26 protein-coding genes are annotated in these 24,559 nt (G+C 63.6%); 7 read left to right on the top strand and 19 right to left on the bottom strand.

What is annotated here, in order from left to right:
* The first annotated feature begins 1 nt into the window (after nucleotide 1).
* The 7 genes from ttcA (at nucleotide 2) to JHW40_RS01480 (ending at nucleotide 7,196) form a co-directional block, all read left to right on the top strand.
* Nucleotides 2–877 carry a tRNA 2-thiocytidine(32) synthetase TtcA gene (gene ttcA, locus JHW40_RS01450; RefSeq protein ID WP_090616092.1) on the top strand — a complete coding sequence of 292 codons (876 nt, stop codon included), beginning with the start codon at nucleotides 2–4 and terminating at the stop codon, nucleotides 875–877.
* 59 nt (nucleotides 878–936) lie between these two features.
* On the top strand, nucleotides 937–2,226 hold the full coding sequence (locus JHW40_RS01455) for an EAL domain-containing protein (protein WP_139208228.1): 1,290 nt from the start codon (nucleotides 937–939) through the stop codon (nucleotides 2,224–2,226).
* Between the two features lie 138 nt (nucleotides 2,227–2,364).
* On the top strand, nucleotides 2,365–4,218 hold the full coding sequence (gene yidC / locus JHW40_RS01460; RefSeq protein WP_090616086.1) for a membrane protein insertase YidC: 1,854 nt from the start codon (nucleotides 2,365–2,367) through the stop codon (nucleotides 4,216–4,218).
* Complete coding sequence (locus JHW40_RS01465; protein WP_090616083.1) at nucleotides 4,215–4,958, top strand: MOSC domain-containing protein; 744 nt, start codon at nucleotides 4,215–4,217, stop codon at nucleotides 4,956–4,958. The genes yidC and JHW40_RS01465 overlap by 4 nt, the downstream gene beginning before the upstream one ends.
* On the top strand, nucleotides 4,955–5,605 hold the full coding sequence (yihA, locus tag JHW40_RS01470; RefSeq protein WP_090616080.1) for a ribosome biogenesis GTP-binding protein YihA/YsxC: 651 nt from the start codon (nucleotides 4,955–4,957) through the stop codon (nucleotides 5,603–5,605). Before JHW40_RS01465 ends, yihA begins: the two co-directional genes overlap by 4 nt.
* A 76-nt stretch (nucleotides 5,606–5,681) precedes the next feature.
* The gene (gene argB / locus JHW40_RS01475) at nucleotides 5,682–6,581 is read left to right on the top strand and encodes an acetylglutamate kinase (protein ID WP_090616076.1); all 900 of its coding nucleotides are present in this window, start codon (nucleotides 5,682–5,684) and stop codon (nucleotides 6,579–6,581) included.
* Nucleotides 6,582–6,677: 96 nt separating this feature from the next.
* Nucleotides 6,678–7,196: a SixA phosphatase family protein gene (locus JHW40_RS01480; RefSeq protein ID WP_090616073.1), complete on the top strand. Its 519-nt coding sequence runs from the start codon at nucleotides 6,678–6,680 to the stop codon at nucleotides 7,194–7,196.
* Nucleotides 7,197–7,263: 67 nt separating this feature from the next.
* On the opposite strand, the gene JHW40_RS01485 is transcribed toward JHW40_RS01480, so the two are convergent.
* From JHW40_RS01485 to JHW40_RS01575, 19 genes are all read right to left on the bottom strand, one after another.
* A complete protein-coding gene (locus JHW40_RS01485; RefSeq protein ID WP_090616070.1) occupies nucleotides 7,264–8,052 on the bottom strand; it encodes an amino acid ABC transporter ATP-binding protein in 789 nt (262 codons plus the stop codon).
* 9 nt (nucleotides 8,053–8,061) lie between these two features.
* Nucleotides 8,062–9,516 carry an amino acid ABC transporter permease gene (locus JHW40_RS01490; protein WP_090616066.1) on the bottom strand — a complete coding sequence of 485 codons (1,455 nt, stop codon included), beginning with the start codon at nucleotides 9,514–9,516 and terminating at the stop codon, nucleotides 8,062–8,064.
* Nucleotide 9,517: 1 nt separating this feature from the next.
* Nucleotides 9,518–10,774, bottom strand: a complete 1,257-nt coding sequence (locus JHW40_RS01495; protein ID WP_090616063.1) for an amino acid ABC transporter permease — start codon at nucleotides 10,772–10,774, stop codon at nucleotides 9,518–9,520.
* A 154-nt stretch (nucleotides 10,775–10,928) separates the two neighbouring features.
* On the bottom strand, nucleotides 10,929–11,945 hold the full coding sequence (locus JHW40_RS01500; protein WP_090616060.1) for an amino acid ABC transporter substrate-binding protein: 1,017 nt from the start codon (nucleotides 11,943–11,945) through the stop codon (nucleotides 10,929–10,931).
* Between the two features lie 168 nt (nucleotides 11,946–12,113).
* Nucleotides 12,114–12,827: an ATP12 family chaperone protein gene (locus JHW40_RS01505; RefSeq protein WP_090616057.1), complete on the bottom strand. Its 714-nt coding sequence runs from the start codon at nucleotides 12,825–12,827 to the stop codon at nucleotides 12,114–12,116.
* Nucleotides 12,824–13,480, bottom strand: coding sequence for an HAD-IA family hydrolase (locus tag JHW40_RS01510; RefSeq protein ID WP_090616052.1), 657 nt, complete (start codon nucleotides 13,478–13,480; stop codon nucleotides 12,824–12,826). The genes JHW40_RS01505 and JHW40_RS01510 overlap by 4 nt, the downstream gene beginning before the upstream one ends.
* Nucleotides 13,477–14,526: an RluA family pseudouridine synthase gene (locus JHW40_RS01515; protein WP_090616050.1), complete on the bottom strand. Its 1,050-nt coding sequence runs from the start codon at nucleotides 14,524–14,526 to the stop codon at nucleotides 13,477–13,479. The genes JHW40_RS01510 and JHW40_RS01515 overlap by 4 nt, the downstream gene beginning before the upstream one ends.
* Nucleotides 14,523–14,897, bottom strand: a complete 375-nt coding sequence (gene crcB, locus JHW40_RS01520) for a fluoride efflux transporter CrcB (RefSeq protein ID WP_090616047.1) — start codon at nucleotides 14,895–14,897, stop codon at nucleotides 14,523–14,525. The genes JHW40_RS01515 and crcB overlap by 4 nt, the downstream gene beginning before the upstream one ends.
* 31 nt (nucleotides 14,898–14,928) lie before the next feature.
* Nucleotides 14,929–16,245: a replication-associated recombination protein A gene (locus tag JHW40_RS01525; RefSeq protein ID WP_090616044.1), complete on the bottom strand. Its 1,317-nt coding sequence runs from the start codon at nucleotides 16,243–16,245 to the stop codon at nucleotides 14,929–14,931.
* Between the two features lie 60 nt (nucleotides 16,246–16,305).
* Complete coding sequence (locus JHW40_RS01530) at nucleotides 16,306–16,896, bottom strand: acyl-homoserine-lactone synthase (protein ID WP_090616040.1); 591 nt, start codon at nucleotides 16,894–16,896, stop codon at nucleotides 16,306–16,308.
* A gap of 65 nt (nucleotides 16,897–16,961) precedes the next feature.
* Nucleotides 16,962–17,573: a helix-turn-helix transcriptional regulator gene (locus JHW40_RS01535; protein WP_090616129.1), complete on the bottom strand. Its 612-nt coding sequence runs from the start codon at nucleotides 17,571–17,573 to the stop codon at nucleotides 16,962–16,964.
* Nucleotides 17,574–17,896: 323 nt separating this feature from the next.
* Nucleotides 17,897–18,322, bottom strand: a complete 426-nt coding sequence (gene rplQ, locus JHW40_RS01540; RefSeq protein ID WP_090616038.1) for a 50S ribosomal protein L17 — start codon at nucleotides 18,320–18,322, stop codon at nucleotides 17,897–17,899.
* Between the two features lie 114 nt (nucleotides 18,323–18,436).
* Entirely contained in the window at nucleotides 18,437–19,453 is a 1,017-nt protein-coding gene (locus tag JHW40_RS01545; protein ID WP_090616036.1) for a DNA-directed RNA polymerase subunit alpha, read from the bottom strand.
* Between the two features lie 115 nt (nucleotides 19,454–19,568).
* Nucleotides 19,569–19,958 (bottom strand): 30S ribosomal protein S11, encoded by a 390-nt coding sequence (rpsK, locus tag JHW40_RS01550; protein ID WP_090616034.1) that lies wholly within the window; start codon nucleotides 19,956–19,958, stop codon nucleotides 19,569–19,571.
* Between the two features lie 12 nt (nucleotides 19,959–19,970).
* Nucleotides 19,971–20,339 carry a 30S ribosomal protein S13 gene (rpsM, locus tag JHW40_RS01555; RefSeq protein ID WP_090616032.1) on the bottom strand — a complete coding sequence of 123 codons (369 nt, stop codon included), beginning with the start codon at nucleotides 20,337–20,339 and terminating at the stop codon, nucleotides 19,971–19,973.
* Between the two features lie 205 nt (nucleotides 20,340–20,544).
* Complete coding sequence (locus JHW40_RS01560; RefSeq protein ID WP_090616030.1) at nucleotides 20,545–21,192, bottom strand: adenylate kinase; 648 nt, start codon at nucleotides 21,190–21,192, stop codon at nucleotides 20,545–20,547.
* Between the two features lie 34 nt (nucleotides 21,193–21,226).
* Complete coding sequence (secY, locus tag JHW40_RS01565; protein WP_090616027.1) at nucleotides 21,227–22,597, bottom strand: preprotein translocase subunit SecY; 1,371 nt, start codon at nucleotides 22,595–22,597, stop codon at nucleotides 21,227–21,229.
* 108 nt (nucleotides 22,598–22,705) lie between these two features.
* Nucleotides 22,706–23,182 carry a 50S ribosomal protein L15 gene (rplO, locus tag JHW40_RS01570; protein ID WP_090616023.1) on the bottom strand — a complete coding sequence of 159 codons (477 nt, stop codon included), beginning with the start codon at nucleotides 23,180–23,182 and terminating at the stop codon, nucleotides 22,706–22,708.
* 137 nt (nucleotides 23,183–23,319) lie between these two features.
* Nucleotides 23,320–24,489, bottom strand: coding sequence for an HPP family protein (locus JHW40_RS01575; RefSeq protein WP_090616019.1), 1,170 nt, complete (start codon nucleotides 24,487–24,489; stop codon nucleotides 23,320–23,322).
* Nucleotides 24,490–24,559: the final 70 nt, after the last annotated feature.

Raw genomic sequence — 24,559 nt, forward strand, 5'->3', positions numbered from 1 at the left:
GATGCTGGACGATACCGACGATACCGAGATCCACCCGCTGTTTGCGGGCGCCCCTTCCTCGACCGAGTTCCGCAAGCTGCGCAAGCGTCTGGTCCGCGAGACCCGCGCCGCGATCGAGGATTACGGCATGATCCGGCCCGGCGATCGCTGGCTGGTCTGCCTGTCGGGTGGCAAGGACAGCTATACCCTGCTGGCGGTGCTGCACGAGCTGCAATGGCGCGGCTTGCTGCCGGTCGATCTGCTGGCCTGCAATCTGGATCAGGGCCAGCCGGGTTTTCCCGCGACGGTCCTGCCGGAATTCCTGAAACGGCGCGGGGTCAGGCACCGGATCGAATATCAGGACACCTATTCCATCGTGAAGGAAAAGGTGCCGCAGGGCCGGACCTATTGCGCGCTGTGTTCGCGGCTGCGGCGCGGCAACCTGTATCGGATCGCGCGCGAGGAAGGCTGTTCCGCCGTGGTTCTGGGGCATCACCGCGACGATATTCTGGAAACATTTTTCATGAATCTGTTTCACGGCGGACGTCTGGCAACGATGCCGCCCAAGCTGTTGAATGAAGAGGGTGATCTGACCGTGTTGCGGCCGCTGTCCTACGTCGCCGAGGCCGATTGCGACCGTTTCGCCCGCGCCATGATGTATCCGATCATTCCCTGCGACCTGTGCGGCAGCCAGGAGGGTTTGCAGCGTGTGCAGGTCAAGAAGCTGCTGGATGAATGGGAATCGCGCAGCCCCGGCCGCCGTCAGGTCATGTTCCGGGCGCTGATGAATGTGCGGCCCTCGCATCTGCTGGACCCGAAGCTGTTCGATTTCAGCCAGCTTTTCCCCGATGATTCAAATGCCACCGAAATTCCTCGCCTGCGGCCTCAGGAACATTAACCTAACATAAGGCTTTCGGCGCTAATCCTTGTCAGGTGATTCCATGACGGGGACATGCTGTGACTGACACATCGCATTCGCGCTGGCGGACCTTCTGGGACCGTATTCTGCCCTCTCGCCACAGCGAAGGGTGCAATACCGTGCTGCTGCTGCGGGTCGAAAACCTGATGCTGCTGGCCAACCGGCTGGGACAGGCCGGGCTGACACAGCTGTTGATGCAGGTCCTGATGCGGTTCGGCGGGGGGATCCGTCAGCAGGATGCCATCCGGATCGTCGGACAGGGGCAGTTCTGCATCACCATATCCGACCGGTCAGAGACCGAGGCGATGCGTATCGCCTTGCGATTGCAGGATCAGGGCCAGCAGCCTGTGGGCGTGGCCGGGCATCAGGCCCATCCCGTGCTGACCGGGGTGCTGATCCGTGACGGTGAGGCGGCGTCCGAGGACATGATCCAATGCGCCCACCAGCGGCTGTCGATGCTGCCCGCCGACCGGCTTGGCCGCATCAGCCTGTTCGATCTCTACTCCGCCGCCCCTGACAGCCACCTGCCCGCAACGGTGGCGCAGGCCGCGTCAGAGGGTCAGATCACCGCACTCTTCCAGCCGCAAATCTGCTGCGATTCCGGGCGCGTGACGGGGTTCGAGGCTTTGGCACGCTGGAATCACCCCACGCGCGGGCTGTTGAACCCCGCAGCCTTCATGCCGGGAATGTCCCCGGCAGATCATGGCGCGCTGTCGCTGTGCATCCTGCGCCAGTCGTTGACGGCGCTGAAACGCTGGGATCAGGCCGGGCACAGCGTCCCGACCGTCTCGCTCAACATCTCGGATTGCGAGCTTTCCGATCCGGATTTCGCCTCGGCCATCCTTTGGGAGCTGGACCGACAGGATCTGCTGCCCTCGCGGCTGGTGCTGGAGGTGCTGGAAACGGTCGGCCCGATCAACTGCTCGGATCAGGCGCGGCGCAATCTGGCCCGGCTGTCGCAATCCGGCTGCCATCTGGATCTGGACGATTTCGGCACCGGCTATGCCAGCCTCGACGCCATCCGCCAGTTCGGCGTCCACCGCATCAAGATCGACCGCAGCTTCGTGACCGCCTGCGATCACGATCCGGCCCAACAACGCATGGTGCTGGCCATTCTTGCGCTGGCCGACAGGCTGGGCATCGCTACGCTGGCCGAAGGCGTCGAAACGAAAGAGGAACATTCCTTTCTGGCCCAGATCGGCTGCGATCAGGTGCAGGGCTTTGCCATTGCCCGCCCGATGCCGTTCAGCGACACGCTTGGCTTTCTGGAAAACCACGAACGCCACATCGGACCGATATTGCCCCTTGCGCGCAAAGGGACGGGCTGACACCGTCGGCCCTGCCGAAACAGGTCGGATTCGTAAAAACCCCTTGTGCCGGGGCCGATCGGGGGCAAATCCGCTTGACCTTTGATGGCCCCTTCTGTTGAACCGGCGCGACTGACGCGGAAGCACGGTGGAAACGGAATGAACGACAACAACCGCAATCTCATCCTGGCGACGGTGCTGTCGTTTCTGGTGATCCTGGTCTGGTACACCGTATTCGCACCGGAACCGGTCGAGCAACGGCCCGATCAGCCCGCGATCACCCAGACCGAGGACGGGGCCGCCGTCCCGCCCGGCACCGCAACCAATGGCGGCGCGGATCTGGGCGACAGCGAGGCCGAGACCCCGCGTGCCGCCCGCGTCAACATCGAATCGCCGTCGCTGGCGGGGTCGATCTCGCTGGCCGGTGGGCGGATCGACGATCTGCAACTGACGCAATACAAGGAAACCCTCGACGCCGGTTCGTCCGCCGTGCGGCTTCTGGCGCCCTCTTCCGCCACCGCCGAACCCGCAATCGACAGCGCCGGGTCGAAACCCTATTATGCGGTCTATGGCTGGACGCCCGGTGCCGGTGTCGATCCGTCGCTGGTGCCCGGCCCCTCGACCCTCTGGACGCTTGAATCGGGCGAAACCCTTGCGCCGGGCCAGCCGGTCACGCTGATCTGGGACAACGGCGCCGGTCAGGTCTTCCGCCGCACCTTCGAGCTGGACGAGCATTACCTGTTCACCGTCTCGCAAAGCGTGTCCAACAATTCCGACGCCCCCTTCGTCGCAGCCCCCTATGGCATCATCGCCCGTCATGGCCAGCCCGACACGCAGAACTTCTTTGTGCTGCATGAAGGCGCCGTCGGTATGCAGGATGGTCAACTGGTCGAGCTGAAATACAAGAAGATCGCCGATCTGGACCCCGTGGACCGCGAAGGCCGCGCCGAGATCCTGAATATCGACGCCAATGGCTGGATCGGATTTACCGATAAATACTGGATGACGACGCTGGCACCCGCGCCCGGTCAGGCCTTTACCGCCGTTATCAAATACGCCGACAGTGCCGACATCTATCAGACCGAGGCGCGTTATCCGATGCAGACCGTGCCCGCGGGCGGCGAGCATACATCCAGCGGCTATCTGTTCGCCGGCGCCAAGGTGTGGGAGGTCATCAACGACTATCAGGAGGCCCCCGGCATCCAGCGATTCGTCGATTCGATCGACTGGGGCTGGTTCCATTTCCTGACCAAACCGATCTTCCGCCTGCTGCACTGGCTGCATGGCATGATCGGCAATATGGGCTGGTCGATCATCGCGCTGACCTTCATTCTCAAGCTGCTGGTCTTCCCGCTGGCACGCAAATCCTACATCTCGATGGCCAAGATGAAGGAATTGCAGCCGCAGATGGAGCAGTTGAAAGAGCGTACCGGCGACGACCGCGCAAAGTTCCAGAAAGAGATGATGGAACTGTACAAGCGCGAGAAGGTGAACCCCGCCGCCGGCTGTCTGCCAGTGCTGCTGCAAATCCCGATCTTCTTTGCCCTGTACAAGGTGATCTTCGTCACCATCGAATTGCGACACGCGCCCTGGGTCGGCTGGATCCGCGACCTTGCCGCGCCCGACCCCTCCAGCCTGCTGAACCTGTTCGGGCTGCTGCCATTCGCCGCGCCGGCGCAGGGCACGCTGCTGCATTCGCTGTCGCTGCCGGTTCTGGCCATCGCCCTGGGCATCAGCATGTGGGTGCAGCAAAAGCTGAACCCGGCGCCCACCGATCCGGCACAGAAGATGATCTTCGCCTGGATGCCGTGGATCTTCATGTTCATGCTGGGCGGTTTCGCCTCGGGGCTGGTGCTGTACTGGATCACCAACAACGTGATCACCATCGGCCAGCAATATACGATCATGTCGATGCACGGCCACCGGCCCGACCTGTTCGGCAATATCCGGTCCTCGCTGCCCGCCCGTTCGCGCAAATCCGCACAGGACAAGGGCGAGGGTAAGGGCAAGTGACCGCCACGCTGGCCCATATCCACCGCCACCCGATCAAGTCGATCGGGGGCGAGGGGCTGGCCAGCGTCACGCTGTCCCCCGGTCGCCGCCTGCCCGGCGATCGCGAATGGGCCGTCCTGACCGAAACCGGAGAGCGTCACGCCACGGATCCGCAACGCTGGCTGCCCAAAACATGTTTCCTGCGCGGCGTCGCCTCATTCCCGCTTCAGGCGGTCAGCGGCGGCTGGCAGGGTGACCGGATCGTGCTGAGCCATCCCGACCGGCCCGAACTGTCATTCGACCCGCAAAGCGACGGCGATGCGCTGCTGGACTGGCTGCGCCCGCTGTGGCCCGCCGATGCGCCCGCGCCCACGCGCCTGCTGCATGGCGCGGCGATCTGGACCGACCAGAAATGGCCCTGGCTGTCGATCCTGTCGCTGAACAGCCTGGCCGATCTGGAACAGCGCAGCGGCCAAAGCCTCGGCCTCGACCGCTGGCGCGGCAATCTGTGGATCGACGGCTGGGAACCTTTTGCCGAGCGTGATCTGATCGGCCACACCTTCCATATCGGCCCGGTCGAGCTGCGCGTCACCGACCATATCGGCCGTTGCGAGGCGACCAGCGCCAATACCGGCAGCGGTCAGCGCGACATCGACATGCTGGACACGCTGAAACGGCATTACGGCGATACCAATTTCGGCATCTTCGCCGAAGTGGTCACCGGCGGCGCCATCACCATCGGAGACAAGGTGCAATCATGAAGGTCGCCTTCCCCACTGCCCCCGATCCCGACCCCGATACCGCCGAGGCCGCGCGCCAGCTGTTCGCCGGGCCGGTCGATTTCGTCAAGGGCGTGGTCGCCATGGACGGCCTGCCCGGCGCCGACCGCCCCGAGGTCTGTTTCGCGGGTCGCAGCAATGTCGGAAAGTCAAGCCTTATCAACGCTCTAACCGGTCGTAAGGGGCTGGCCCGCGCATCGAACACGCCGGGCCGCACGCAGGAAATCAACTATTTCGCGCTTGGCGATCAGGCCTATCTGGTCGATCTGCCCGGCTATGGTTTCGCCAAGGCGCCGGTCGCCGTGGTGGCGAAATGGCAGGCGCTGCTGAAATCCTATCTGGCCGGGCGCCAGACCCTGCGCCGCGCCTTCTGCCTGATTGATTCGCGCCACGGCGTCAAACCCGTGGACCACGAGATCATGACGCTGCTGGACCGCTCTGCCGTGCCGTTCCAGGTGGTCATGACCAAGGCCGACAAGCTGGGCCCCAACGCGATGCAGCCCGTTCTGGCGCAGGTCGAGACCGAATTGCAGAAGCACCCCGCCGCCTTTCCGCAGCTGATCGTCACTTCTTCGGACAAGGGTCAGGGTATCGCCACCCTGCGCGCGATCATCGCCAATCTCGACTGACGGCGGCTGGACGCTGCCACGCACCGGCTCTAGGGTCGCCATGTCGCATAAGGGCCTCAACATGAGAAAGCAGAAGATGAACCGGGACTGGATCGCCACCGCTCGTACCCTGTCGGAAGCCCTGCCCTATCTGCAACGCTATTCCGATGCGGTCGTCGTGGTCAAATTCGGCGGCAACGCGATGGGCGATGACGAGGCGATGGCCGAATTCGCCCGCGACCTCGTGCTGATGAAACAGGTCGGCATGAACCCCATCGTCTGCCACGGCGGCGGCCCGATGATCAACGAGATGCTGGCCAAACTGGGCATCGAAAGCACATTCGTGCGCGGCAAACGGGTGACCACCAAGGAAACCGTCGAAGTGGTCGAGATGGTGCTGTCCGGTCTTGTCAACAAGCGCATCGTGCAGGCCATCAACGACGCGGGCGGGCGCGCGGTCGGCATCAGCGGCAAGGACGACGACATGATGGTGTGCGAGGCCGACGACCCCGAACTGGGCTTTGTCGGCCGCCCCGTTGAAATGAACGTCCAGATCATCCGCGACCTCTACGGCGCCGGCATGATCCCGGTCATCGCCCCGGTCGCGACGGGGATGGCGGATAACGAGACCTTCAACGTCAATGGCGACACCGCCGCCGGCGCCATCGCCGGCGCGCTGCAGGCCGACCGGTTGCTGCTGCTGACCGATGTCGCCGGTGTCAAGGACGCCTCGGGCGAGGTGCTGACCCAGCTTCACCCCGGTCAGGTCCGCTCGATGATCGCCGACGGCACCATCGCGGGCGGCATGATCCCCAAGACCGAAACCGCCCTGAAGGCGATCGACGAAGGCGTCCGCGCCGTGGTCATCCTCGACGGTCGTGTGCCCCATGCCTGCCTGCTGGAACTGTTCACCGAACACGGCGCGGGCAGCCTGATCCGCTCGACCGAACCGCGCGTGAAACCCCACGGATTGCGTCAGGGCGAAACCGGCCTCTAGGACAGATCGTCCAGCGGCGATCCAAGGGTGCTTGCCCTTATGGCAGGCGCTGTGGCAGGCTTCCGCCAACCGGCTTGGCAAATAGGGCAAACCCACATGACCCCACTCGGACATCGCCGCCTGATCCTGACCCGTCATGCCAAATCGGCATGGGACGATCCGACGCTGGCAGATCACGACCGCCCGCTGAACGCGCGCGGCCGCCGCGCGGCACGAGAGCTGGGAGACTGGATGGCATCGCGCGGCTATGAACCCGAAGAAGTGCTGTGCTCTTCCTCGCGCCGCACGCAGGAAACATGGGCGATGGTCGCCGGCGCCCCGCTCGAGGTGCGCCCGCTGCTGCGGCTGGAACCCGGCCTCTATCACGCCAGCCCGGAAAAGATGCTGATGATCCTGAAAACGGCCTCGCATCCGACGGTGATGATGCTGGGCCACAATCCGGGCATCGCCGAATTCGCGGCGATGCTGCCCGCGCGCGTGCCGCTCGACCCCGATTTCCGCCGCTATCCCACCGCCGCCACACTGGTCGTGGACTTTCAGGTGGACAACTGGTCCCAGATCGCACCGGGCCTTGGCAGCGTGATGGATTTCGTCCGCATCGACGGCCGGGACTAGATCCCCTCGCACTCCTTTCAAATACCTCGCGGGGGTCCGGGGGCGCGAAGCCCCCGGGGTTTGCCGCTCAATGCCCCAGAATCTGGCTGAGAAACAGCTTGGTCCGCTCGGATCGCGGGTTGTGAAAGAAATCGTGCGGGTTGTTCTGCTCGACGATCTGGCCCTGATCCATGAAGATCACCCGGTTCGCCACCGCCTGCGCGAATCCCATCTCGTGGGTCACGCACAGCATGGTCATCCCTTCTTCGGCCAGCTCGATCATCGTATCCAGCACTTCCTTGATCATCTCGGGGTCCAGCGCCGAGGTCGGCTCGTCGAACAGCATGATCCGGGGCTGCATGCACAGTGACCGCGCGATGGCGACGCGTTGCTGCTGACCGCCTGACAGCTGGCCGGGATATTTCAGCGCCTGATCGGGGATCTTGACCTTCTCCAGATAGCGCATCGCCGTCGCCTCGGCCTGCTTCCTCGGGATCTTGCGCACCCAGATCGGCGCCAGCGTGCAGTTTTCCAGCACAGTCAGATGCGGGAACAGGTTGAAATGCTGAAACACCATCCCGACTTCCGAGCGGACCTTGTCGATATTCTTGATATCGCTGGTCAGTTCCACACCATCGACGACGATCCGCCCGGCCTGATGCTCTTCCAGCCGGTTGATGCAGCGGATCAGCGTCGATTTCCCCGATCCCGAAGGACCGGCGATCACGATCCGCTCTCCGCGATGCACGGTCAGGTCGATGTCGCGCAGCACGTGAAAGGTGCCATACCACTTGTTCATCTTGTGGATCTCGATCGCCACCTCGTCGCTGATCTGCATCTGACTGCGGTCGATCTCGCGGGTAATGGGCTCGCTCATTACGGCCTCCTATCTGTGGTCACGGGCCAGCCGGCGTTCGAGATACATCGAGTATCGCGACATGCCGAAGCAGATGATGAAGAAGATCACGCCGACGAAGATATAGGGCTCCCAATAGATGCCCTTCCAGGACACACTGGCGCGAACCGCGTCGGACATGGATTTCAGCGGATCATAGAGGCCGACGAAGGTCACCAGCGTCGTATCCTTGAACATGCCGATGAAGGTCGAGACGATGCCCGGAATGCTGATCTTCAGCGCCTGCGGCAGGATGATCAGCCGCTGCGCCTTCCAGTAATCCAGCCCCAGCGAATCGGCCGCCTCGTATTGCCCGCGCGGCAACGCGGCCAGCCCGCCCCGGATCACCTCGGCCATATAGGCGGCGGCAAAGATCGTCACCATGATGATGACCCGCAGGATGATGTCGAAATTCGTCCCCGGCGGCAGAAAATAGTTCAGCAGCAAGGACGCCACGAACAGCAGCGTGATCAGCGGCACACCACGGATGAACTCGATGAACATCACCGCCAGCGACTTGACAAGGAACATGTCCGAACGCCGCGCCAGCGCCAGAATGATCCCCAGAGGCAGCGACATGGCGATGCCCGCCAGCCCGATGGTGATCGACAGAAGAAAGCCGCCGAACTGGTCCGAACGCACGAAGGGAATGGCGAAGGACAGCAGGTTTTCGGCATCCCGCGCTGCGCGGGCGCTGTAGAGCAACCACCAGCCGAAGGTCACCACCGCGCCCGCCACCGGCGCCAGCAGCGGGATGAAACGGGCCACCAGCCGCCAAGCCAACAGGCCCAGCAACGGCCCGGCCAGCGCCATGATCGGCGACCACAGCGAACCGCCCCACAAAAACCAGACCCCAAGGAAGGGATACAGCACCGAGAAGATCAGCAGCCAGCTGACATTGCGCTCGGATATCAACAGCCCGCCCAGAAACACGACGGCGGCAAAGATCATCCATGCGCCCGGCGCGTTCAGCCGCAGCATCATCCACAGGGTCAGCACCGTGGTGACGATCAGCACCGTGCGGCGGATCTTTTGTGATTCGGAAAACAGCACCGGCGCCAGCGCCACGAACAGCAACCCGAAACCCATCGTCGGGCGCCAGTACAGCGCAGGTGGATAGAAGCCGAACATATACTGGTTCCAGCGTTCGCGGATAACGGCGAAACAGGCGCCGCGCTGACCCTCGCCCCAGGTTTCGGCGATGATCTGGCGGCATTGGCTGAGGCTGTCGGCATTCCAGACACTGTGACTGAACCAATCCCCGAAATGGCGCAGCATGAACCAGACGATGGCCAGCGCCAGCAGGGTCAGCACGGTATTGACCGGCCCCGAGAACAGGTTTTCGCGCAGCCATTTCACCACCCCGGCTTCGGCGATGGGGGGTGGCGCGGGCGGCAGCATGGTGTCGCGGACAAAGGCGACGGTTTGGGCATGGGTCTCGCTCATCTCACCGCTCCTTCAGCTTGACGCGCGCATTGAAGATGTTCATCCCGGCCGAGATCAGCAGGCTGAGCACCAGATAGATGCCCATCATCAGCACGATGGCCTCCAGCTCTCGTCCGGTCTGGTTCAGCGTCGTGCCGCCAAGCGTGCCGCGCAGGTCCATATAGCCCACCGCGATCGCCAAAGAGCTGTTCTTGGTCAGGTTCAGATATTGCGAGATCAGCGGCGGAATGATCACCCGCAGCGCCTGTGGCAGAATCACCAGCGACATGGTGCGGCGGGGGCGCAGGCCAAGCGCGAATGCGGCCTCGCTCTGACCGTGGCTGACGGCCAGAATCCCGGCGCGGACGATCTCGGCGATGAAGGCGCCGGTATATAATGTCAGCGCCAGCCAAAGCGCCACGAATGAGTTCTGCACATTGACGCCGCCGGTAAAGTTGAAGCCTTGCAACGATGGCGGCTCAAGATGCAGGCCGAACCAGAAGATCAGCAGCAGCGACGGCAGCACCATCACCGCAAGGTTCTTCCACCACGTTTTCGGACGCAGGCCGGTGCGGTCCTGCACCGCCTGCGCGTGTTTCAGGATCGCACGGCGGATGAACCAGCCGCCCACCAGCACGACGACAAAGGCGATGGTGGCCCAGCTGATGGTGATCCGCGCGCCCAGATCCAGCACCCCGGGATCGTTGGTCATGCCCAGGCCCGGGATCGCGGTATAGCGGTTGGTCAGCGCCACATTGTCGAAAAAGATCATCGAGGCGGCGGGATCGTCGCCGCGATAGGCGTTGGGCGGCGGCATGACCTCGGTAAAGACCGCATAGAGGATCAGGATCCACAGCAGCAGCGGCACATTGCGGAACGCCTCGACATAGACGGTCATCAGCCGCGCGAACAGCCAGTTCTTCGACAGCCGCGCGACGCCGACGGCAACGCCCAGAAAGGTCGCCGCGACGCAGCCCAGAACGGAAATGATGATGGTGTTCAGCAGGCCGACAAAGGTGGCCCGCAAATGGGTGTCGTCGGATGTATAGGGTATCGCGGTCTGCGGAATGTCATAGCCCGCGCGCTGGAAAAGAAAGCCGAAATTGAAATCCTTGCCAAGAACCGCAAGGTTCCGGATGGTGTTGTTCACCAGCCACCATGCTGCGGCCATGACCAGAATGAACACGATGACCTGAAATGTCAGCGACCGGTATCGACGGTCATAGATCAGCATGCTCAGACGGAACGGTGGGTCCACCGATGCCGTGACATCTGTCATTGTTTTTCCCCTGTTGTCGCCTGTGTTTCAGCCCTCTGGGAGGAAGGCCCGGCTTTTTATCTTTGGACCGAAGGCAGGGCGGCGCCGCGCCTTCGGCAGTGTCGAGGGTTTCGGGCAGGATCACCGGCCCGATGGGATCACCGGTCCGACCGGATCACCGGAACGGCATCGCGTACATCAACCCGCCCTGCGTCCATTGCGCGTTCAGGCCACGTGCCAGCCCGATCGGGGTCTGTTCGCCGATATTGGCGGCGAAGATCTCGCCATAGTTGCCGCCGGCCAGAATGGCGCGTTTCGCCCATTCGGCATCCAGCCCGATCATCGCGCCCAGATTGTCGGTCACGCCCAGCAGGCGCTGCACTTCGGGGTTCTGCGAGGATTTGGTCAGTTCCTCGATGTTTTTCGAGGTCACGCCATATTCCTCGGCTGCGATCAGCGCATAAAGCGTCCAGCGCACGACATCGCCCCAGTTGTTGTCGCCATGACGCACGGCGGGGCCAAGCGGCTCTTTCGAGATGATCTCGGGCAGGATGATGTGGTTTTCGGGATCGGCGAATGCCGCACGGGTCGCCGCAAGCCCGGATGCGTCGGTCGTATAGGCATCGCAGGCCCCGGCCATGTATTGCTGTTCACCCTCGGCATTGCTGTCGATGCTGACCGGCTGATAATCCATGTTGTTGGACTTGAAGTAATCGGCCAGATTCAGCTCGGTCGTGGTGCCGGTCTGGATGCAGATCGTCGCGCCTTCCAGTTCCTTGGCCGAGGTCACGCCCAGATCCTTGCGCACCATGAAGCCCTGACCGTCATAATAATTGACGCCCACGAAATCGAGCCTCAGATCGGTATCGCGCGAGAAGGACCAGGTCGAGTTGCGCGCCAGCAGATCGACCTCGCCCGAGGACAGCGCGGTAAAGCGCGTCTGACCGGTGGTCGGCACGAATTTCACCTTGGTCGCATCACCCAGAACGGCGGCCGCCACGGCCTTGCAGATCGCGACATCGAAGCCCGTCCAGTTGCCATTGGCATCGGGCGCGGAAAAGCCGACAAGGCCGGTATTGACGCCGCAGTTCAGCTCTCCCCGAGCCTTCACATCGTCCAGCGTGTCGGCCATACCCATCCCCGCCACCAGACTGGCGGCAATGGCGGTGCCCAGAAATACCGAGTGGTTCATATCTACCTCATTGTTGGATCGCCGGTCCGGTTGCCGAAACCGGCGCATCAGGGCAATGCTCCCGCCCCGTTCAGGTCGGACCTGCCTGTTTGGGGTTGCGGGTCCAATAGGCAACAATGTGCCGATCGCCCCTGACACGTCAAGTAAAAGCCCGGCAACGGTGGTCGTTCAACCGGCGCGCGACAGGCTGCGGAACCGCGCCGCGGTCAGCATGGCATGGCGGCGATTCGCGGCGGCCTCTTCAGCCTCTTCGTCGCTGCCCCAGCGTTCGGCCTGGAATGTCTCGTCGATGCGCGACAGCCGGAAGGCCTCGTCCGCGTCGATGCGCTGATGCAGGACGGCCAGCCCGATGACCAACGATCCGGGCAATGTCACAAGGTCATGCAGCGCGGTCAGCGCGAATTCGTCCAGCCCGTCCAGATGGCCGCGCAGCCGCGCCAGCACCGCCGGATCCTGCGCCACGGGCAGGATGCCGTGGGTGATCCGCAACGGCGCCTGCAAGCCCGTCGCGGCCCAGTCGATCAGCGGATCCCAGGCTTCGGCCTGACGTTGCACCAGTTCCTCGGGCTGCTCTGCCCGATAGGACAGCAGGTCGGTGCCGCCATATTCGGCCAGCATGTCGGCCACGGCGGCAGTATTGGGACGCACCCTTTCGATGGCCGAGTTCGCGGCCCGGGTCAGCGGCATCGCGCCGGGGTCGATCACATCCGCCTGCGCATCCCATTCGGCGCCGATGGCGCTGGCAAGGGCCTCGGTTGGCAGGATCAGCGGTTGCTTGCCGGGCGTGCGCAGGGGGCGGTCGTCCAGCACGACCTCCCACCCCTCGGCCGTTCTGCGGATCGAGGCCAGTTTCCAGAAACGCCGGGCCTTCCATTCGCTCATTGCGCCCACTCCTCGAGCGCGCGGGTCAGCGCGGGAAAATCGCCCGCCACCAGCGACGCCCCGGCGTCCGTCAGGATCTGCGGCGGGTGATAGCCCCAACCGACGCCGAAACCAGCCATGCCCGCCGCCTGCGCCATCTCGATGTCAAAGCTCGTGTCGCCGATCATTACCGCGTCCCGCGCGTCGATCCCGGTCTGCGACAGGATGCGTTGCAACATCGACGGATGCGGCTTGGACGGATGTTCATCCGCGGTCTGCGTGCAGATGAACCGGCCTTGCAAGCCATGCGCCGCGATCATCGCATCCAGCCCGCGCCGTGCCTTGCCGGTGGCGATGCTCAGCAGCCAGTCGTCGCGCCGGGCCAGCGCGTCCAGACACTCCAGCGCGCCCTGATACAGCGGCGAATGCCCCGCCGTCCGCGCCGCGATGAAGGCCGCGCGATAGCCTGCGACGATGCTGTCCTGCTCGACCGCGCCAAGCGCCGGGGCCAGCCGCGCCACAGCGACGGGCAGCGACAAGCCGACAATGGACAGGATCGCCTCTCGTTCCGGCGCGGACTGCCCCGCCGCGTCAAAGGCCTGCACCATAGAGGCGCAGATCATGTTCTGGCTGTCGATCAGCGTGCCATCGACATCGAAAACGATCAGTTTCATTCAGTCTCCGCAAAGGGATCGTCGGGCACGTCGTTCTCGTGCCAGCCAAGCGATTGCCATGTGCGCCGCATGTGATCGGGCAAGGGCGCGGTCAGGGTGACGCGCTTTTTGGTGATCGGGTGATCGAAGGACAGGCTGCGAGCGTGCAGATGCAGCTTGCGGCTGATCTCTCCGCCCAGCTGCGCGCCCCAGCCATCGCCAAGGTTTTCCTGACCCGAGCCACCATATTTGCCGTCGCCCACGATCGGGTGGCCCATCTCGGCCATATGGGCGCGCAGCTGATGGGTGCGGCCGGTGATCGGCACCAGCGCGCACCAGCTGGCCCGCGTTCCCAGCGCGTCCAGCACCGCGTAATCGGTGGTCGCGCGCTTGGCGCCCTCGGTCCTGTCGATGTCGCGCGGGTGGACGGCCAGCATCTTCTCGCCCTCGCCGCCCCGCCCGTGACCCGGTGCCTTGACCAGACCAAAGCGGATCGTGCCCATGCGCGGATTGGGCACGCCGGCGACGGCGGCCCAATAGATCTTGCGGGTGGCGCGGGACCGGAACGCCTCGGACAGGGCGCGCGCGATGCGGTCGGTACGGGCCAGCAGCAGCACGCCAGAGGTGTCCTTGTCCAGCCGATGAACCAGCTTGGGCCGATCCTTGAAACCGAATTTCAGCGCCTCGGCCAGCCCATCGACATGGCGGTTGCCCTGCCCGCTGCCGCCCTGCGACGGCAGACCCGGCGGCTTGTTCAGCGCGATGATATGTTCGTCCCGCCACAGCACCGCGCGCTGGATCATCTGCTGATCGCTCTCGGCGATGCGCGGACGGGGCGCCTGCGCCGTGGCGGGGGTGGCGTCGGGCAAGGGCGGCACGCGCACTTCCTGCCCCGCCTCGATCCGGGTCGCGGGTTTGACCCGGCCACCATTGATGCGCAACTGCCCGGTGCGGCACAGCTTTTCCACCGCGCCCTGCGTCAGTTGCGGGAAACGCTTCTTCAGCCAGCGATCAAGGCGCTGCTCGCCCTCGTCCATGCCGATGACGATCACCTGAACGCCGCTCATGCCCATATCCCCCTGCCGATGATCAGTCCCGCCCCGACGGCCAGCAGGCACAGCAGGACCGACCCCAGAACATAGATCCCCGCAGCCCCCGGCTGGCCCTGTTCCCACAGCGTTGCGGCATCCAGCGAAAAGGCCGAAAACGTGGTAAACCCGCCAAGGACGCCGGTCGCCAGCAGCGGCGCATAGGCATGACCCCAGCGCAGCGCCATCAGCGCGGTCAGCAGCCCCATCAGGAAACTGCCCGCCACATTGACGGCCATCGTCGCCACCGGAAAGCCCGAAGCGCCCACCGGCATCGCCCGATAGACCGCATAGCGCGCAACCGAGCCGAACGCCCCGCCAATCGCCACCTGAAGGAATGGATTCATCATGGCGCGTAACTGTGGCGCGGCGGGCGCAAAGTCAACCGCCGCGCTTCAGACGTTGTGCCACGAACCAGTCGAGGCGCTTCTTCAATTCCCGCTCAAAGCCACGCTCGACGGGGACATACAGAACCGGACGCTTCATGCCCTCGGGGAAATAGTTCTGGCCGCTGAACCCGTCCTCGGCATCGTGGTCATAGGCATAGCCCGCGCCATAGCCCTGCTCCTTCATCATCTTCGTCGGCGCGTTCAGGATATGGGCGGGCGGCATCAGGCTGCCGGTGCGCCGCGCCTCGGCCCGCGCGCCCTTATAGGCGACGTAACCCGCGTTCGATTTTGGCGCCAGCGCCAGATAGATCACCGCCTGCGCCAGCGCCAGTTCCCCCTCGGGGCTGCCAAGGCGCTCATACATCGCCCAGGCATCCAGACAATGACGCTGCGCGCCCGGGTCGGCCAGCCCGATATCCTCAACGGCCATGCGGGTGATGCGCCGCGCCAGATAGCGCGGATCCTCGCCCCCCTCCAGCATCCGTCCAAACCAGTAAAGCGCCGCGTCTGGGTCGCTGCCGCGCACCGATTTGTGCAAGGCCGAGATCAGGTTGTAATGCTCATCCCCCGACTTGTCGTATTTCGCCGCCCTGCGCATCAGGCGCTGCGCCATGGCCTGCGCGTCGATGGGCGCATCGGTTTTCCACGCCGCCACCTGCTCGATCAGGTTCAGCGCCGCGCGGCCGTCGCCATCGGCCATCTCCAGCAGCGCCTCTCGTGCCTGCGCGGTCAGCGGCAGCTTGCGGCCTAGTTCGCGCTCGGCCCGCTGCGCCAGCAGTTCCAGATCCGTCAGCCCCAGCCGCTGCAACACGATAACCTGCGCGCGCGACATCAGCGCGGCGTTCAACTCGAATGACGGATTTTCGGTCGTGGCGCCGACCAGCAGGATGGTGCCATCCTCCATATGCGGCAGGAAACCGTCCTGCTGCGCCTTGTTGAAACGGTGGATCTCATCGACGAACAGCAGCGTCCCGCGCCCCTGCTGGCGGCGCAGCTTTGCGGCCTCGAACACCTTGCGCAGCTCCGGCACGCCGGTGAAGATCGCGCTGATCTGCACGAAGGCCAGATCGGTCTCATCCGCCAGCAGCCGGGCGATGGTGGTCTTGCCCACACCGGGCGGCCCCCACAGGATCAGCGAGGACAGGCTGCCCGCCGCCAGCATCGAGCCAAGCGGGCCGTCCTGTCCCAGAATCGCCTCTTGCCCGATCACATCGCCAAGCGATGCGGGGCGGATACGGTCGGCCAGAGGCCTCGTCGCGGGACGAGGCGCCGGTTCGTTTGCGGGGCTGGTATCGAACAGATCTGCCATGACAACGCCATTCTAGGCGCAGCACGGCAGGCCGAACAGCCCCGAAGCGGTCATTGCGACTTAATGCAGCTTGTCCGCCAGATTGATCGAAACGCACTGGAAATTGCCGTCATCGATCCACATGACCCGGCCGATCGCCTCGGCATGCAGACCACAGCGGCCATACCAGCGCGGCCATGTCGCCCCGGTCAGCGCAATCAGCCTGGTGGCGCCCAGTTCGCGTGCAGCGCCCGTCATCGCCTCGACCATCTTGAAATGCACCTTGCGGCGAACCGATTGCGGCACGGCGTGGTTCACGAAAACCCGCGAACATTCCCAGACCCCTTCATCCACCGGCGCCTCTTCATACAGCAGGTCCTGCGGGATCGACCCGCCCAGAACCCCCCGCTGCGCGTCGCGGATCATATAGCTGTAGAGCCCGCATTTCGCGGTGGTGGGCGTCAGCCGGAACCCGGCCAGAACCTCTCCGACCTCGTGGATCGCGATCCAGCGGCTTTGCGGCGTGTCGTACTGGTCGAACTCCATATCCTCGGATTCGGGCAGGTCCCAGTTTTTCTGGACGATGAAGCTTTGCTTCCGGGCCCGGAACAGATTGGCGAACAGCTCTCCGTGGTTATGTAGGTTCGCGAATGAAAGGGTCGTGGTCTGCATGTTACTTTACTCCTGGGGTGTGAGGTGACCCCTCACTGCCTCACGGACCCCTTGGGCGATGCCTCCTACAACAGACGATATTCCTTGGCCCTCTGCAGCGCCTCGGCGGTGGTTCGGGCCATCAGCCTTTCCCGGACCGATATCAGTCTTGCCTTGAACGCGCTTTCGGTAATGCCAAGTTTGGCCGCTGCCGCTGCATGACGATCGCCCTCCGCGATGCACCGAAGGGCTTCTTTCTGAGCCTTTGTCAGGCTCGTCGGCGGCTCCGTGATTTCGTGAAGCCGACGAACTGTGGTCGAGATCTCTTCGATCTCGGCATCCTCGAACTCGCGATCGGCACGCGCACAGCTGACGATCGAGCGGGAATTGATCGGACCGTAGGACACGGTCAGCCCGAAGGTCAGGCCGTGATTGGCTGCCTCCTTCAGAATGTTGAACGGATCGGGAATAGGCAGCGCGGACCAGCGGCAGGCCCCAGTGGTCGAAAAGCCCCAGGCGATCGTCGGATCGCGGAGAGCATAGCCATTGTTCGAATAATGTTCCGCCCATTCTTCGGGATAAGTCTGAAATTGCATGAGCGGCGCGGCAAAACGGATGTGCAGACCGACGAAATAGCCGGCCGACGCAACCTTGCTCAGCTTCCGCAACCCGGCATTTACATCTGCGCGTGAGGACATGATCATTTATACAAATTGTTTAAGGTACCATCGCCGCTAAAATAGTAGTCGCATGATTTACTTGCCAGACCGTTAACGTCTGGGGGAAGTTTTATTCCTGCGGCGGGAAAGCGCCGACAGGGGGTATGTGCAACCGGTAATGGTAAAGAAAACAACAGGGTTCAGCTCTCTATCCGCAGATTCGAGCAGACAAATGGATGTCGGCCGGCCACGCCCAAAATCCCGCGACAATCCGTCATCGCCCCAAAATGCCTGTTTCCGAACGGAAAATCCCCGCAATCCAGTGAATTGCGGGGACGGTGATTCGGTAGGCGCGGCGTCGATCAGTCCTGATCTGCGTTCTCGGCCTCATCTTCCAGGCGGGCGCGGTCGGCAGCGCCCTTGGCGGCGGGATCGCGATCGACCAGTTCGATGATCGCCATCGGGGCCATATCACCATAGCGGAAGCCGGCCTTCAGGATACGGACATATCCGCCCTGACGTTCCTTGTAACGCTCGCCCAGAACGCCGAACAGTTTGGCAACGTGCAGGTCCTGCTTCAGTTGGGCATCGGCCTGACGGCGCGCATGCAGATCGCCGCGCTTGGCCAGCGTGATCAGCTTTTCAACGATCGGGCGCAGTTCCTTGGCCTTGGGCAGGGTCGTCTTGATCTGCTCATGCTCGATCAGAGAGCCGGCCATATTGGCGAACAGCGCCTTGCGGTGTTCGTGGGTGCGGTTGAGGCGGCGATAGCCACGGGCGTGACGCATGATGATTCTCCGTTTACGTCTTTTGCTTTGTCCGGCGGCCCATGCGTGCGGGCCACTCTCCTTGGGGCGGAATGCCCGGATGACAGGGAGGGTCACCCCTCCCCGCCTGTCAGATCAGAACTGGTCGTCGAAACGCTTGGCCAGATCCTCGATGTTTTCCGGCGGCCAGTCGACGACATCCATGCCCAGATGCAGACCCATGCCCGACAGCACTTCCTTGATCTCGTTCAAGGACTTGCGGCCGAAGTTCGGGGTCCGCAGCATCTCGGCCTCGGTCTTCTGGATCAGATCGCCGATATAGACGATGTTGTCGTTCTTCAGGCAGTTGGCCGAACGGACCGACAGCTCCAGTTCGTCCACCTTCTTCAGCAGACGCGGGTCGAATTCCAGACCATCGTCGCTGTCCTGACGGTTGGCCGATTCCGGCTCGTCGAAGTTCACGAAGACCGACAGCTGGTCCTGAACGATGCGCGCGGCATAAGCCACGGCGTCTTCCGGGGTCAGCGAACCGTCGGTTTCGATCTTCATCGTCAGCTTGTCATAGTCCAGCACCTGACCTTCGCGGGTCGGCGTGACCTCATAGCTGACGCGCTTGACCGGCGAGAAGATCGCGTCGATCGGGATCAGCCCGATGGGCGCATCCTCGGGACGGTTCTTGTCGGCGGCGACATAGCCCTTGCCCGTGGCGACGGTCAATTCCATGCTCAGATCCGCACCGTCATCCAGATGGCAGATGACGTGATCGCGGTTCAGCACGGTGATGCCCGCGGTTTCCTGAATGTCGCTGGCCTTCACCTCGCCCGGACCTTTCGCGGTCAGGGCCAGACGTTTCGGGCCTTCGACGTCCATTTTCAGCGTGACGCCCTTGAGGTTCAGCACGATGTCGGTCACATCCTCGCGGACGCCCGCCACGCTGCTGAATTCGTGCAGCACGTTGTCGATCTGCACCGAAGTGATGGCGCCGCCCTGCAACGAGGACATCAGCACCCGGCGCAGCGCATTGCCGAGCGTCAGGCCAAAGCCCCGCTCCAGCGGTTCGGCGACCAGCGTCGCGGTGCGGGTGGCATCCGCGCCCGGCTTGACGACCAGCTGGGTAGGCTTGATAAGCTCGGCCCAGTTCTTGTGGATCATGGGTTTGCCTCCATACTTGTCCCCGACCCATGACCAGGCCGGAAACGCCCGAGGTTGAAAGCGAAAAACCCGAACCGCGCAAACGGGTGCGCGATCCGGTCAATCTGGACTGAAATCAGACCCGGCGGCGTTTCGGCGGGCGGCAGCCGTTATGGGCGATCGGGGTCACGTCGCGGATGGCGGTGATGTTGAAACCAACAGCCGCCAGCGCACGCAGCGCCGATTCACGGCCCGAACCCGGGCCCTGCACTTCGACTTCCAGCGTTTTCACGCCATGTTCCTGTGCCTTGCGACCCGCATCCTCGGCGGCCATCTGCGCGGCATAGGGGGTCGATTTGCGCGAACCCTTGAAGCCCATCGTTCCCGCCGACGACCAGGCAATCGCATTGCCCTGCACATCGGAGATCAGGATCTTGGTGTTGTTGAAGCTCGAATTCACATGAGCAACGCCAGTGGCGATGTTCTTGCGCTCTTTACGCTTCATGCGGGTCTTGTCGCGTGCCATGTCCGTTCCCCCTTATTTCTTCTTGCCGGCGATAGGCTTCGCCGGGCCCTTGCGGGTGCGGGCATTGGTGTGGGTGCGCTGACCGCGGACCGGCAGGCCGCGACGGTGACGCAGACCGCGATAGGAACCCAGATCCATCATCCGCTTGATGTTCATCTGGGCTTCGCGGCGCAGATCGCCCTCGACGGTCAGATTTGCATCGATATATTCGCGGATCTGCAGGATTTCGGCATCCGACAGATCATTGACGCGACGGGCGCGGTCGATACCGGCGGCCTCGCAGATCTGTTCGGCGAACATCGGGCCGATTCCGTGGATATAGGTCAGTGCGATGGGGACACGCTTCCCCGTCGGAATGTTGACGCCAGCAATACGAGCCACGCGCTTTCCTTTTCAGTTGCGGTTCCGTAGCACCGGAACCTTTTTTCACAACGCAAGGCCCGAAAGCCATGCCTTCGGGCCATTCGATGGGCCACCCGATTCTGCGGGTGATTCTCTTACGAGATGTCGTGACTTAAAGGTCAACCCCGCCATGGTCAAGGGGCGGGGTCACAATCTTTTCATCAGCGGGAACCGGTGCCAGCGGTCAGCCGTCCAGCGCCTTGGAAATCTCGGCGGAAACCTCGTCCATCTCGGCCAGGCCATCGACGGAAACCAGCTGATCCTTGGCGTAATAATAGCCGATCAGCGGCGAGGTCTTCTTGTAATATTCCAGCAGACGGGTCTTGAGGCTGTCCTCGTTGTCATCCGCCCGCCGCTTCAGATCGGTCGAGCCACAGACATCGCAGGTGCCGGCGACCTTGGTCGGGCGGGTCTCGTCGTGATAGACCTCGCCGCAATTGCCGCAGGTAAAGCGACCGGTGATGCGGCGCACCAGCGCCTCGTCATCGACCTGCATCTCGATCACCGAATCAAGGCCCTGCCCGGTTTCGTCCAGCAGTTTCCCCAGCGCGTCGGCCTGCGCCAGCGTGCGCGGGAAACCGTCGAAGATGAAGCCCTTGCCGCCCTCGGCCAGCTTTTCGCGGATCAGGCCGATCACGATCTCATCGGTCACCAGCTGGCCGCGATCCATGACTTCGGCCACGCGCTTGCCCATCTCTGTCCCAGAAGTGCGGGCCGCGCGCAGCATGTCGCCGGTGGACAGCTGCACCATGCCGCGTTCTTCGACCAGACGGCGTGCCTGCGTACCTTTACCGGCACCCGGAGGCCCGAGCAAAATGATATTGATCGTCATCTTCTGTCCCCTTCGGCTGGCCTTTTCGGCCGGTTCAGCGACGCGTCGGAGCGCGACGAGGTTTGGTCGAACCCGCTTTGCGTTTACCACGCAGTTGCGATTTCTCAATCAGGCCTTCGTACTGGTGGGCCAGCAGATGGCTTTGAACCTGATTGATCGTGTCCATCGTCACCGACACAACGATCAGCACCGAAGTGCCGCCGAAATAGAAGGGCACAGACCACTGGCTACGCAGGATTTCAGGCAACAGGCAGACGGCGGTCAGATAGGCCGAGCCGATCACCAGAACACGGTTGACCACATAATCCAGATAGTCCTGCGTCCGCTGGCCGGGACGGACCCCTGGAATGAAGCCGCCCTGATTCTTCAGGTTCTCGGCCACTTCCTCGGTCTTGAAGGACACGTTCTGGGTATAGAAATAGGTGAAAAAGATGATCATCGCCGCGAAGAACAGCAGATAGAGCGGCTGTCCCGGGCCGAAATAGGCCAGCAGCAGCGACATGGCCGGACCGCTTTCCTGGCCCGAGAAGGTCGAGATCGTCACCGGCAGCAGCAGCAGCGAACTGGCGAAGATCGCGGGAATGACGCCCGCCGGGTTGACCTTGATCGGCAGGTGGCTGGACTGGCCGTCATAGACCTTCATGCCAACCTGACGCCGCGGATACTGGATGCGGATCTTGCGCAGCGCCCGCTCCATGAAGACGACAAAGCCGATCACCACCACAACCATCAGGATCACGCCCAGAATCACCGGGGTCGAGATCGCGCCCGAACGGCCCTGCGCAAAGAAGGCGGCCAGTGCGGCGGGAATCTCGGCGATGATGCCGACGAAGATGATCAAAGAGATACCGTTGCCGATGCCGCGCGCGGTGATCTGCTCACCCAGCCACATCAGGAACATGGTGCCGCCGACCAGCGTGATGACGACCGACGCCTGGAAGAACAGCCCCGGTTCATGCGCCAGCCCGCCCGCCTCAAGGCTGCGGGCAAGGCCGTAAGCCTGAAACAGCGCCAGCGCGACCGTGCCATAGCGCGTATATTGGTTGATCTTCTTGCGCCCGGACTCGCCCTCTTTCTTGATCGCCTCCAGCGAAGGCACCATGGATGCCATCAACTGCACGATGATCGAGGCCGAGATATAGGGCATGATCCCCAGCGCGAAGACGCCCATCCGTCCCAGCGCGCCGCCGGTGAACATCGACAGGATGCCGCCGATGCCCGACTGCGCCTGGTCCATGAAGTTGCGCAGCGCGATGCCGTCGATTCCCGGCACGGGAATATATGTGCCAAGGCGATATATGATCAGCAGGCCGATCGTGAACCAGATGCGCTGGCGAAGTTCCGTGGCCTTGCCCAGAGCCCCCCAGGAGAGGTTCGCGGCCATCTGTTCTGCGGCTGACGCCATGTTTATCCGTCCCGTGTCATGACAGCGCCGCCGACCCGTTTCCGGGGACCGGCGGCGCCTGGAAAACCTTGTTGCTATCTATGGGGCGCGCTGACCCCATTCAACAGCTTATTCGGCCGCCACGGCTGCCGCCGCCAGCGTCACCTTGCCGCCGGCTTTCTCGACCGCCTCGACAGCGGCTTTCGACGCGCCGGTCACGGCGATGTTCAGCTTGGCGCTCAGTTCGCCCTTGGCCAGCAGGCGCACGCCGTCCAGCTTGCGGCGCACCAGACCCGAAGCGACCAGCGCATCCTCGGTCACGTCGGCGCTGGCGTCGATCTTGCCCGCATCGATAAAGCCTTGCAGCTGGCCCAGATTGATGACGGCGAATTCCAGCCGGTTCGGCTTGCTGAAGCCGCGCTTCGGCAGGCGCCGGTACAGCGGCATCTGGCCGCCTTCGTAACCGTTCAGCGCGACGCCCGAACGCGATTTCTGGCCCTTGATACCACGGCCGGCGGTCTTGCCCTTGCCCGAACCGGGACCACGCGCGACGCGCTTTTTCTTGCGGTTCGCGCCTTCGTTGTCGCGAATTTCATGCAGTTTCATATCGCTTCTCCTTGCCGGACGCGCCCCCGAAGCGAAACAGGACGGCCACGGCGTTTCTTGATTGTGAGTCGGTGCCATCACGGGCACCCGGCGCGTATAAACGGAACCGCCGGTCCGGGCAAGTCCCGCCCGCGTGCCTATTTGTCACGCAGACTTTGGCGTGCAAGGGCGGCGATCAGGTCGGTCTGCGTCACCACGCCGACGATGCGCGACCCCTCCAGCACCGGAACCGCATCCATCCCGCTGGTCGCCAGTTGTGGCAGAACGGCGGCGATGGGCGTCTGCGGCGTGGTCGCCACCGGCGCGACATCCATGATCGCCGAGGCGACCATGCCATTGCCCTTCGGGGCCCGCAGCCGGGCGCGGATCTGCCGCAACAGCGACCCTTCGGCGGGCCTTTCCTTGCCAAAAGCCGCGCCGATCATATGCAGCTGAAAGATCACGCCCAGAAACTGATCGTCCCGACCCACCACCGGCAACGAGGTAAAGCCGTGCCGCATGAACAGTTCCGCCACCTTGTCTGCGGGCATGTCGGGCGGCACAGTCACCAGATCGCGCGACATGATGTCACCCACCTGTTGCGGTCCGTCCAGATGGCCCGCCGCCTGCATCTCGGCCGCCGCGATCAGCCGCGCCAGATCCTCGACCCCAAGGTTCAGCGACTGGCGATAGCGCGACAGGATCCCCGACAGTTCCTCTTCGCTGAGGCCCAGACGCTCGGTCGCGACCGGGTCCAGCGTACCGTTGGGGTTCACTTCGCCGAACTGCCGCAGGGGATAGCGTCGCCCGGTCAGCCAGGCATAGAGGATCCCGGTCAGCACCAGCGCCAGCGTGCCCGCCGCCACCGGCATCAGCGCGAAGCCGAAACCATAGGGCAGGATGTTCTCGGCCCCCAGCGCGACCGTCATCGCCACCGCGCCGCCGGGCGGATGGGTCGCGCGCAACAGCGCCATCGCCATGATCGCCAGGGCCACGGCCAGAGGGATGCTCAGCAACGGTTCCGACACCATCTTGCAGGCGGCAATCGCGGCCAGCGCCGAAGCGGCATTCCCGACAATGGCGGGCCATGGTTGCGCCAGCGGGCTGTTCGGCGCTGCAAAGATCAGCACCGAAGTCGCCCCGAACGGCGCCACCAGATAGATCACCAGCCATTTCTCGGGCGACAGCAGCAACGCCAGCCCCGCCGTCACCGCCAGACCGATGGCCGCGCCTAGCCCGGCGCGGATCGCCTCGCGCGGCGGAACGGCGGCCACGGGCCCCAATGCACGCAGCCGCAGATGGCCGGACAGATCGGCAATGTTTCGCATTCGTCCCTCGTGCGGCTGCTGCCTGTTCGCTAGGCGGTTGTGCCTAAATTTGCAACATCGGCCATGGGCG

The organism is Paracoccus alcaliphilus, assembly GCF_028553725.1.
GTDB lineage: Bacteria > Pseudomonadota > Alphaproteobacteria > Rhodobacterales > Rhodobacteraceae > Paracoccus > Paracoccus alcaliphilus.

Coding starts and splice junctions, on each gene's coding strand:
- JHW40_RS01500 (WP_090616060.1), bottom strand. CDS start 11,945: ATGAACCACTCGGTATTTCTGGGCACCGCCATTGCCGCCAGTCTGGTG.
- JHW40_RS01490 (WP_090616066.1), bottom strand. CDS start 9,516: ATGAGCGAGACCCATGCCCAAACCGTCGCCTTTGTCCGCGACACCATG.
- JHW40_RS01480 (WP_090616073.1), top strand. CDS start 6,678: ATGACCCCACTCGGACATCGCCGCCTGATCCTGACCCGTCATGCCAAA.
- rplO (WP_090616023.1), bottom strand. CDS start 23,182: ATGAAACTGCATGAAATTCGCGACAACGAAGGCGCGAACCGCAAGAAA.
- rpsK (WP_090616034.1), bottom strand. CDS start 19,958: ATGGCACGCGACAAGACCCGCATGAAGCGTAAAGAGCGCAAGAACATC.
- JHW40_RS01515 (WP_090616050.1), bottom strand. CDS start 14,526: ATGAGCGGCGTTCAGGTGATCGTCATCGGCATGGACGAGGGCGAGCAG.
- yihA (WP_090616080.1), top strand. CDS start 4,955: ATGAAGGTCGCCTTCCCCACTGCCCCCGATCCCGACCCCGATACCGCC.
- JHW40_RS01510 (WP_090616052.1), bottom strand. CDS start 13,480: ATGAAACTGATCGTTTTCGATGTCGATGGCACGCTGATCGACAGCCAG.
- JHW40_RS01535 (WP_090616129.1), bottom strand. CDS start 17,573: ATGTCCTCACGCGCAGATGTAAATGCCGGGTTGCGGAAGCTGAGCAAG.
- crcB (WP_090616047.1), bottom strand. CDS start 14,897: ATGATGAATCCATTCCTTCAGGTGGCGATTGGCGGGGCGTTCGGCTCG.
- JHW40_RS01495 (WP_090616063.1), bottom strand. CDS start 10,774: ATGACAGATGTCACGGCATCGGTGGACCCACCGTTCCGTCTGAGCATG.
- ttcA (WP_090616092.1), top strand. CDS start 2: ATGCTGGACGATACCGACGATACCGAGATCCACCCGCTGTTTGCGGGC.
- secY (WP_090616027.1), bottom strand. CDS start 22,597: ATGGCGTCAGCCGCAGAACAGATGGCCGCGAACCTCTCCTGGGGGGCT.
- yidC (WP_090616086.1), top strand. CDS start 2,365: ATGAACGACAACAACCGCAATCTCATCCTGGCGACGGTGCTGTCGTTT.
- JHW40_RS01575 (WP_090616019.1), bottom strand. CDS start 24,489: ATGCGAAACATTGCCGATCTGTCCGGCCATCTGCGGCTGCGTGCATTG.
- JHW40_RS01525 (WP_090616044.1), bottom strand. CDS start 16,245: ATGGCAGATCTGTTCGATACCAGCCCCGCAAACGAACCGGCGCCTCGT.
- JHW40_RS01485 (WP_090616070.1), bottom strand. CDS start 8,052: ATGAGCGAGCCCATTACCCGCGAGATCGACCGCAGTCAGATGCAGATC.
- JHW40_RS01545 (WP_090616036.1), bottom strand. CDS start 19,453: ATGATCCACAAGAACTGGGCCGAGCTTATCAAGCCTACCCAGCTGGTC.
- JHW40_RS01530 (WP_090616040.1), bottom strand. CDS start 16,896: ATGCAGACCACGACCCTTTCATTCGCGAACCTACATAACCACGGAGAG.
- argB (WP_090616076.1), top strand. CDS start 5,682: ATGAACCGGGACTGGATCGCCACCGCTCGTACCCTGTCGGAAGCCCTG.
- rplQ (WP_090616038.1), bottom strand. CDS start 18,322: ATGCGTCACGCCCGTGGCTATCGCCGCCTCAACCGCACCCACGAACAC.
- JHW40_RS01505 (WP_090616057.1), bottom strand. CDS start 12,827: ATGAGCGAATGGAAGGCCCGGCGTTTCTGGAAACTGGCCTCGATCCGC.
- JHW40_RS01560 (WP_090616030.1), bottom strand. CDS start 21,192: ATGACGATCAATATCATTTTGCTCGGGCCTCCGGGTGCCGGTAAAGGT.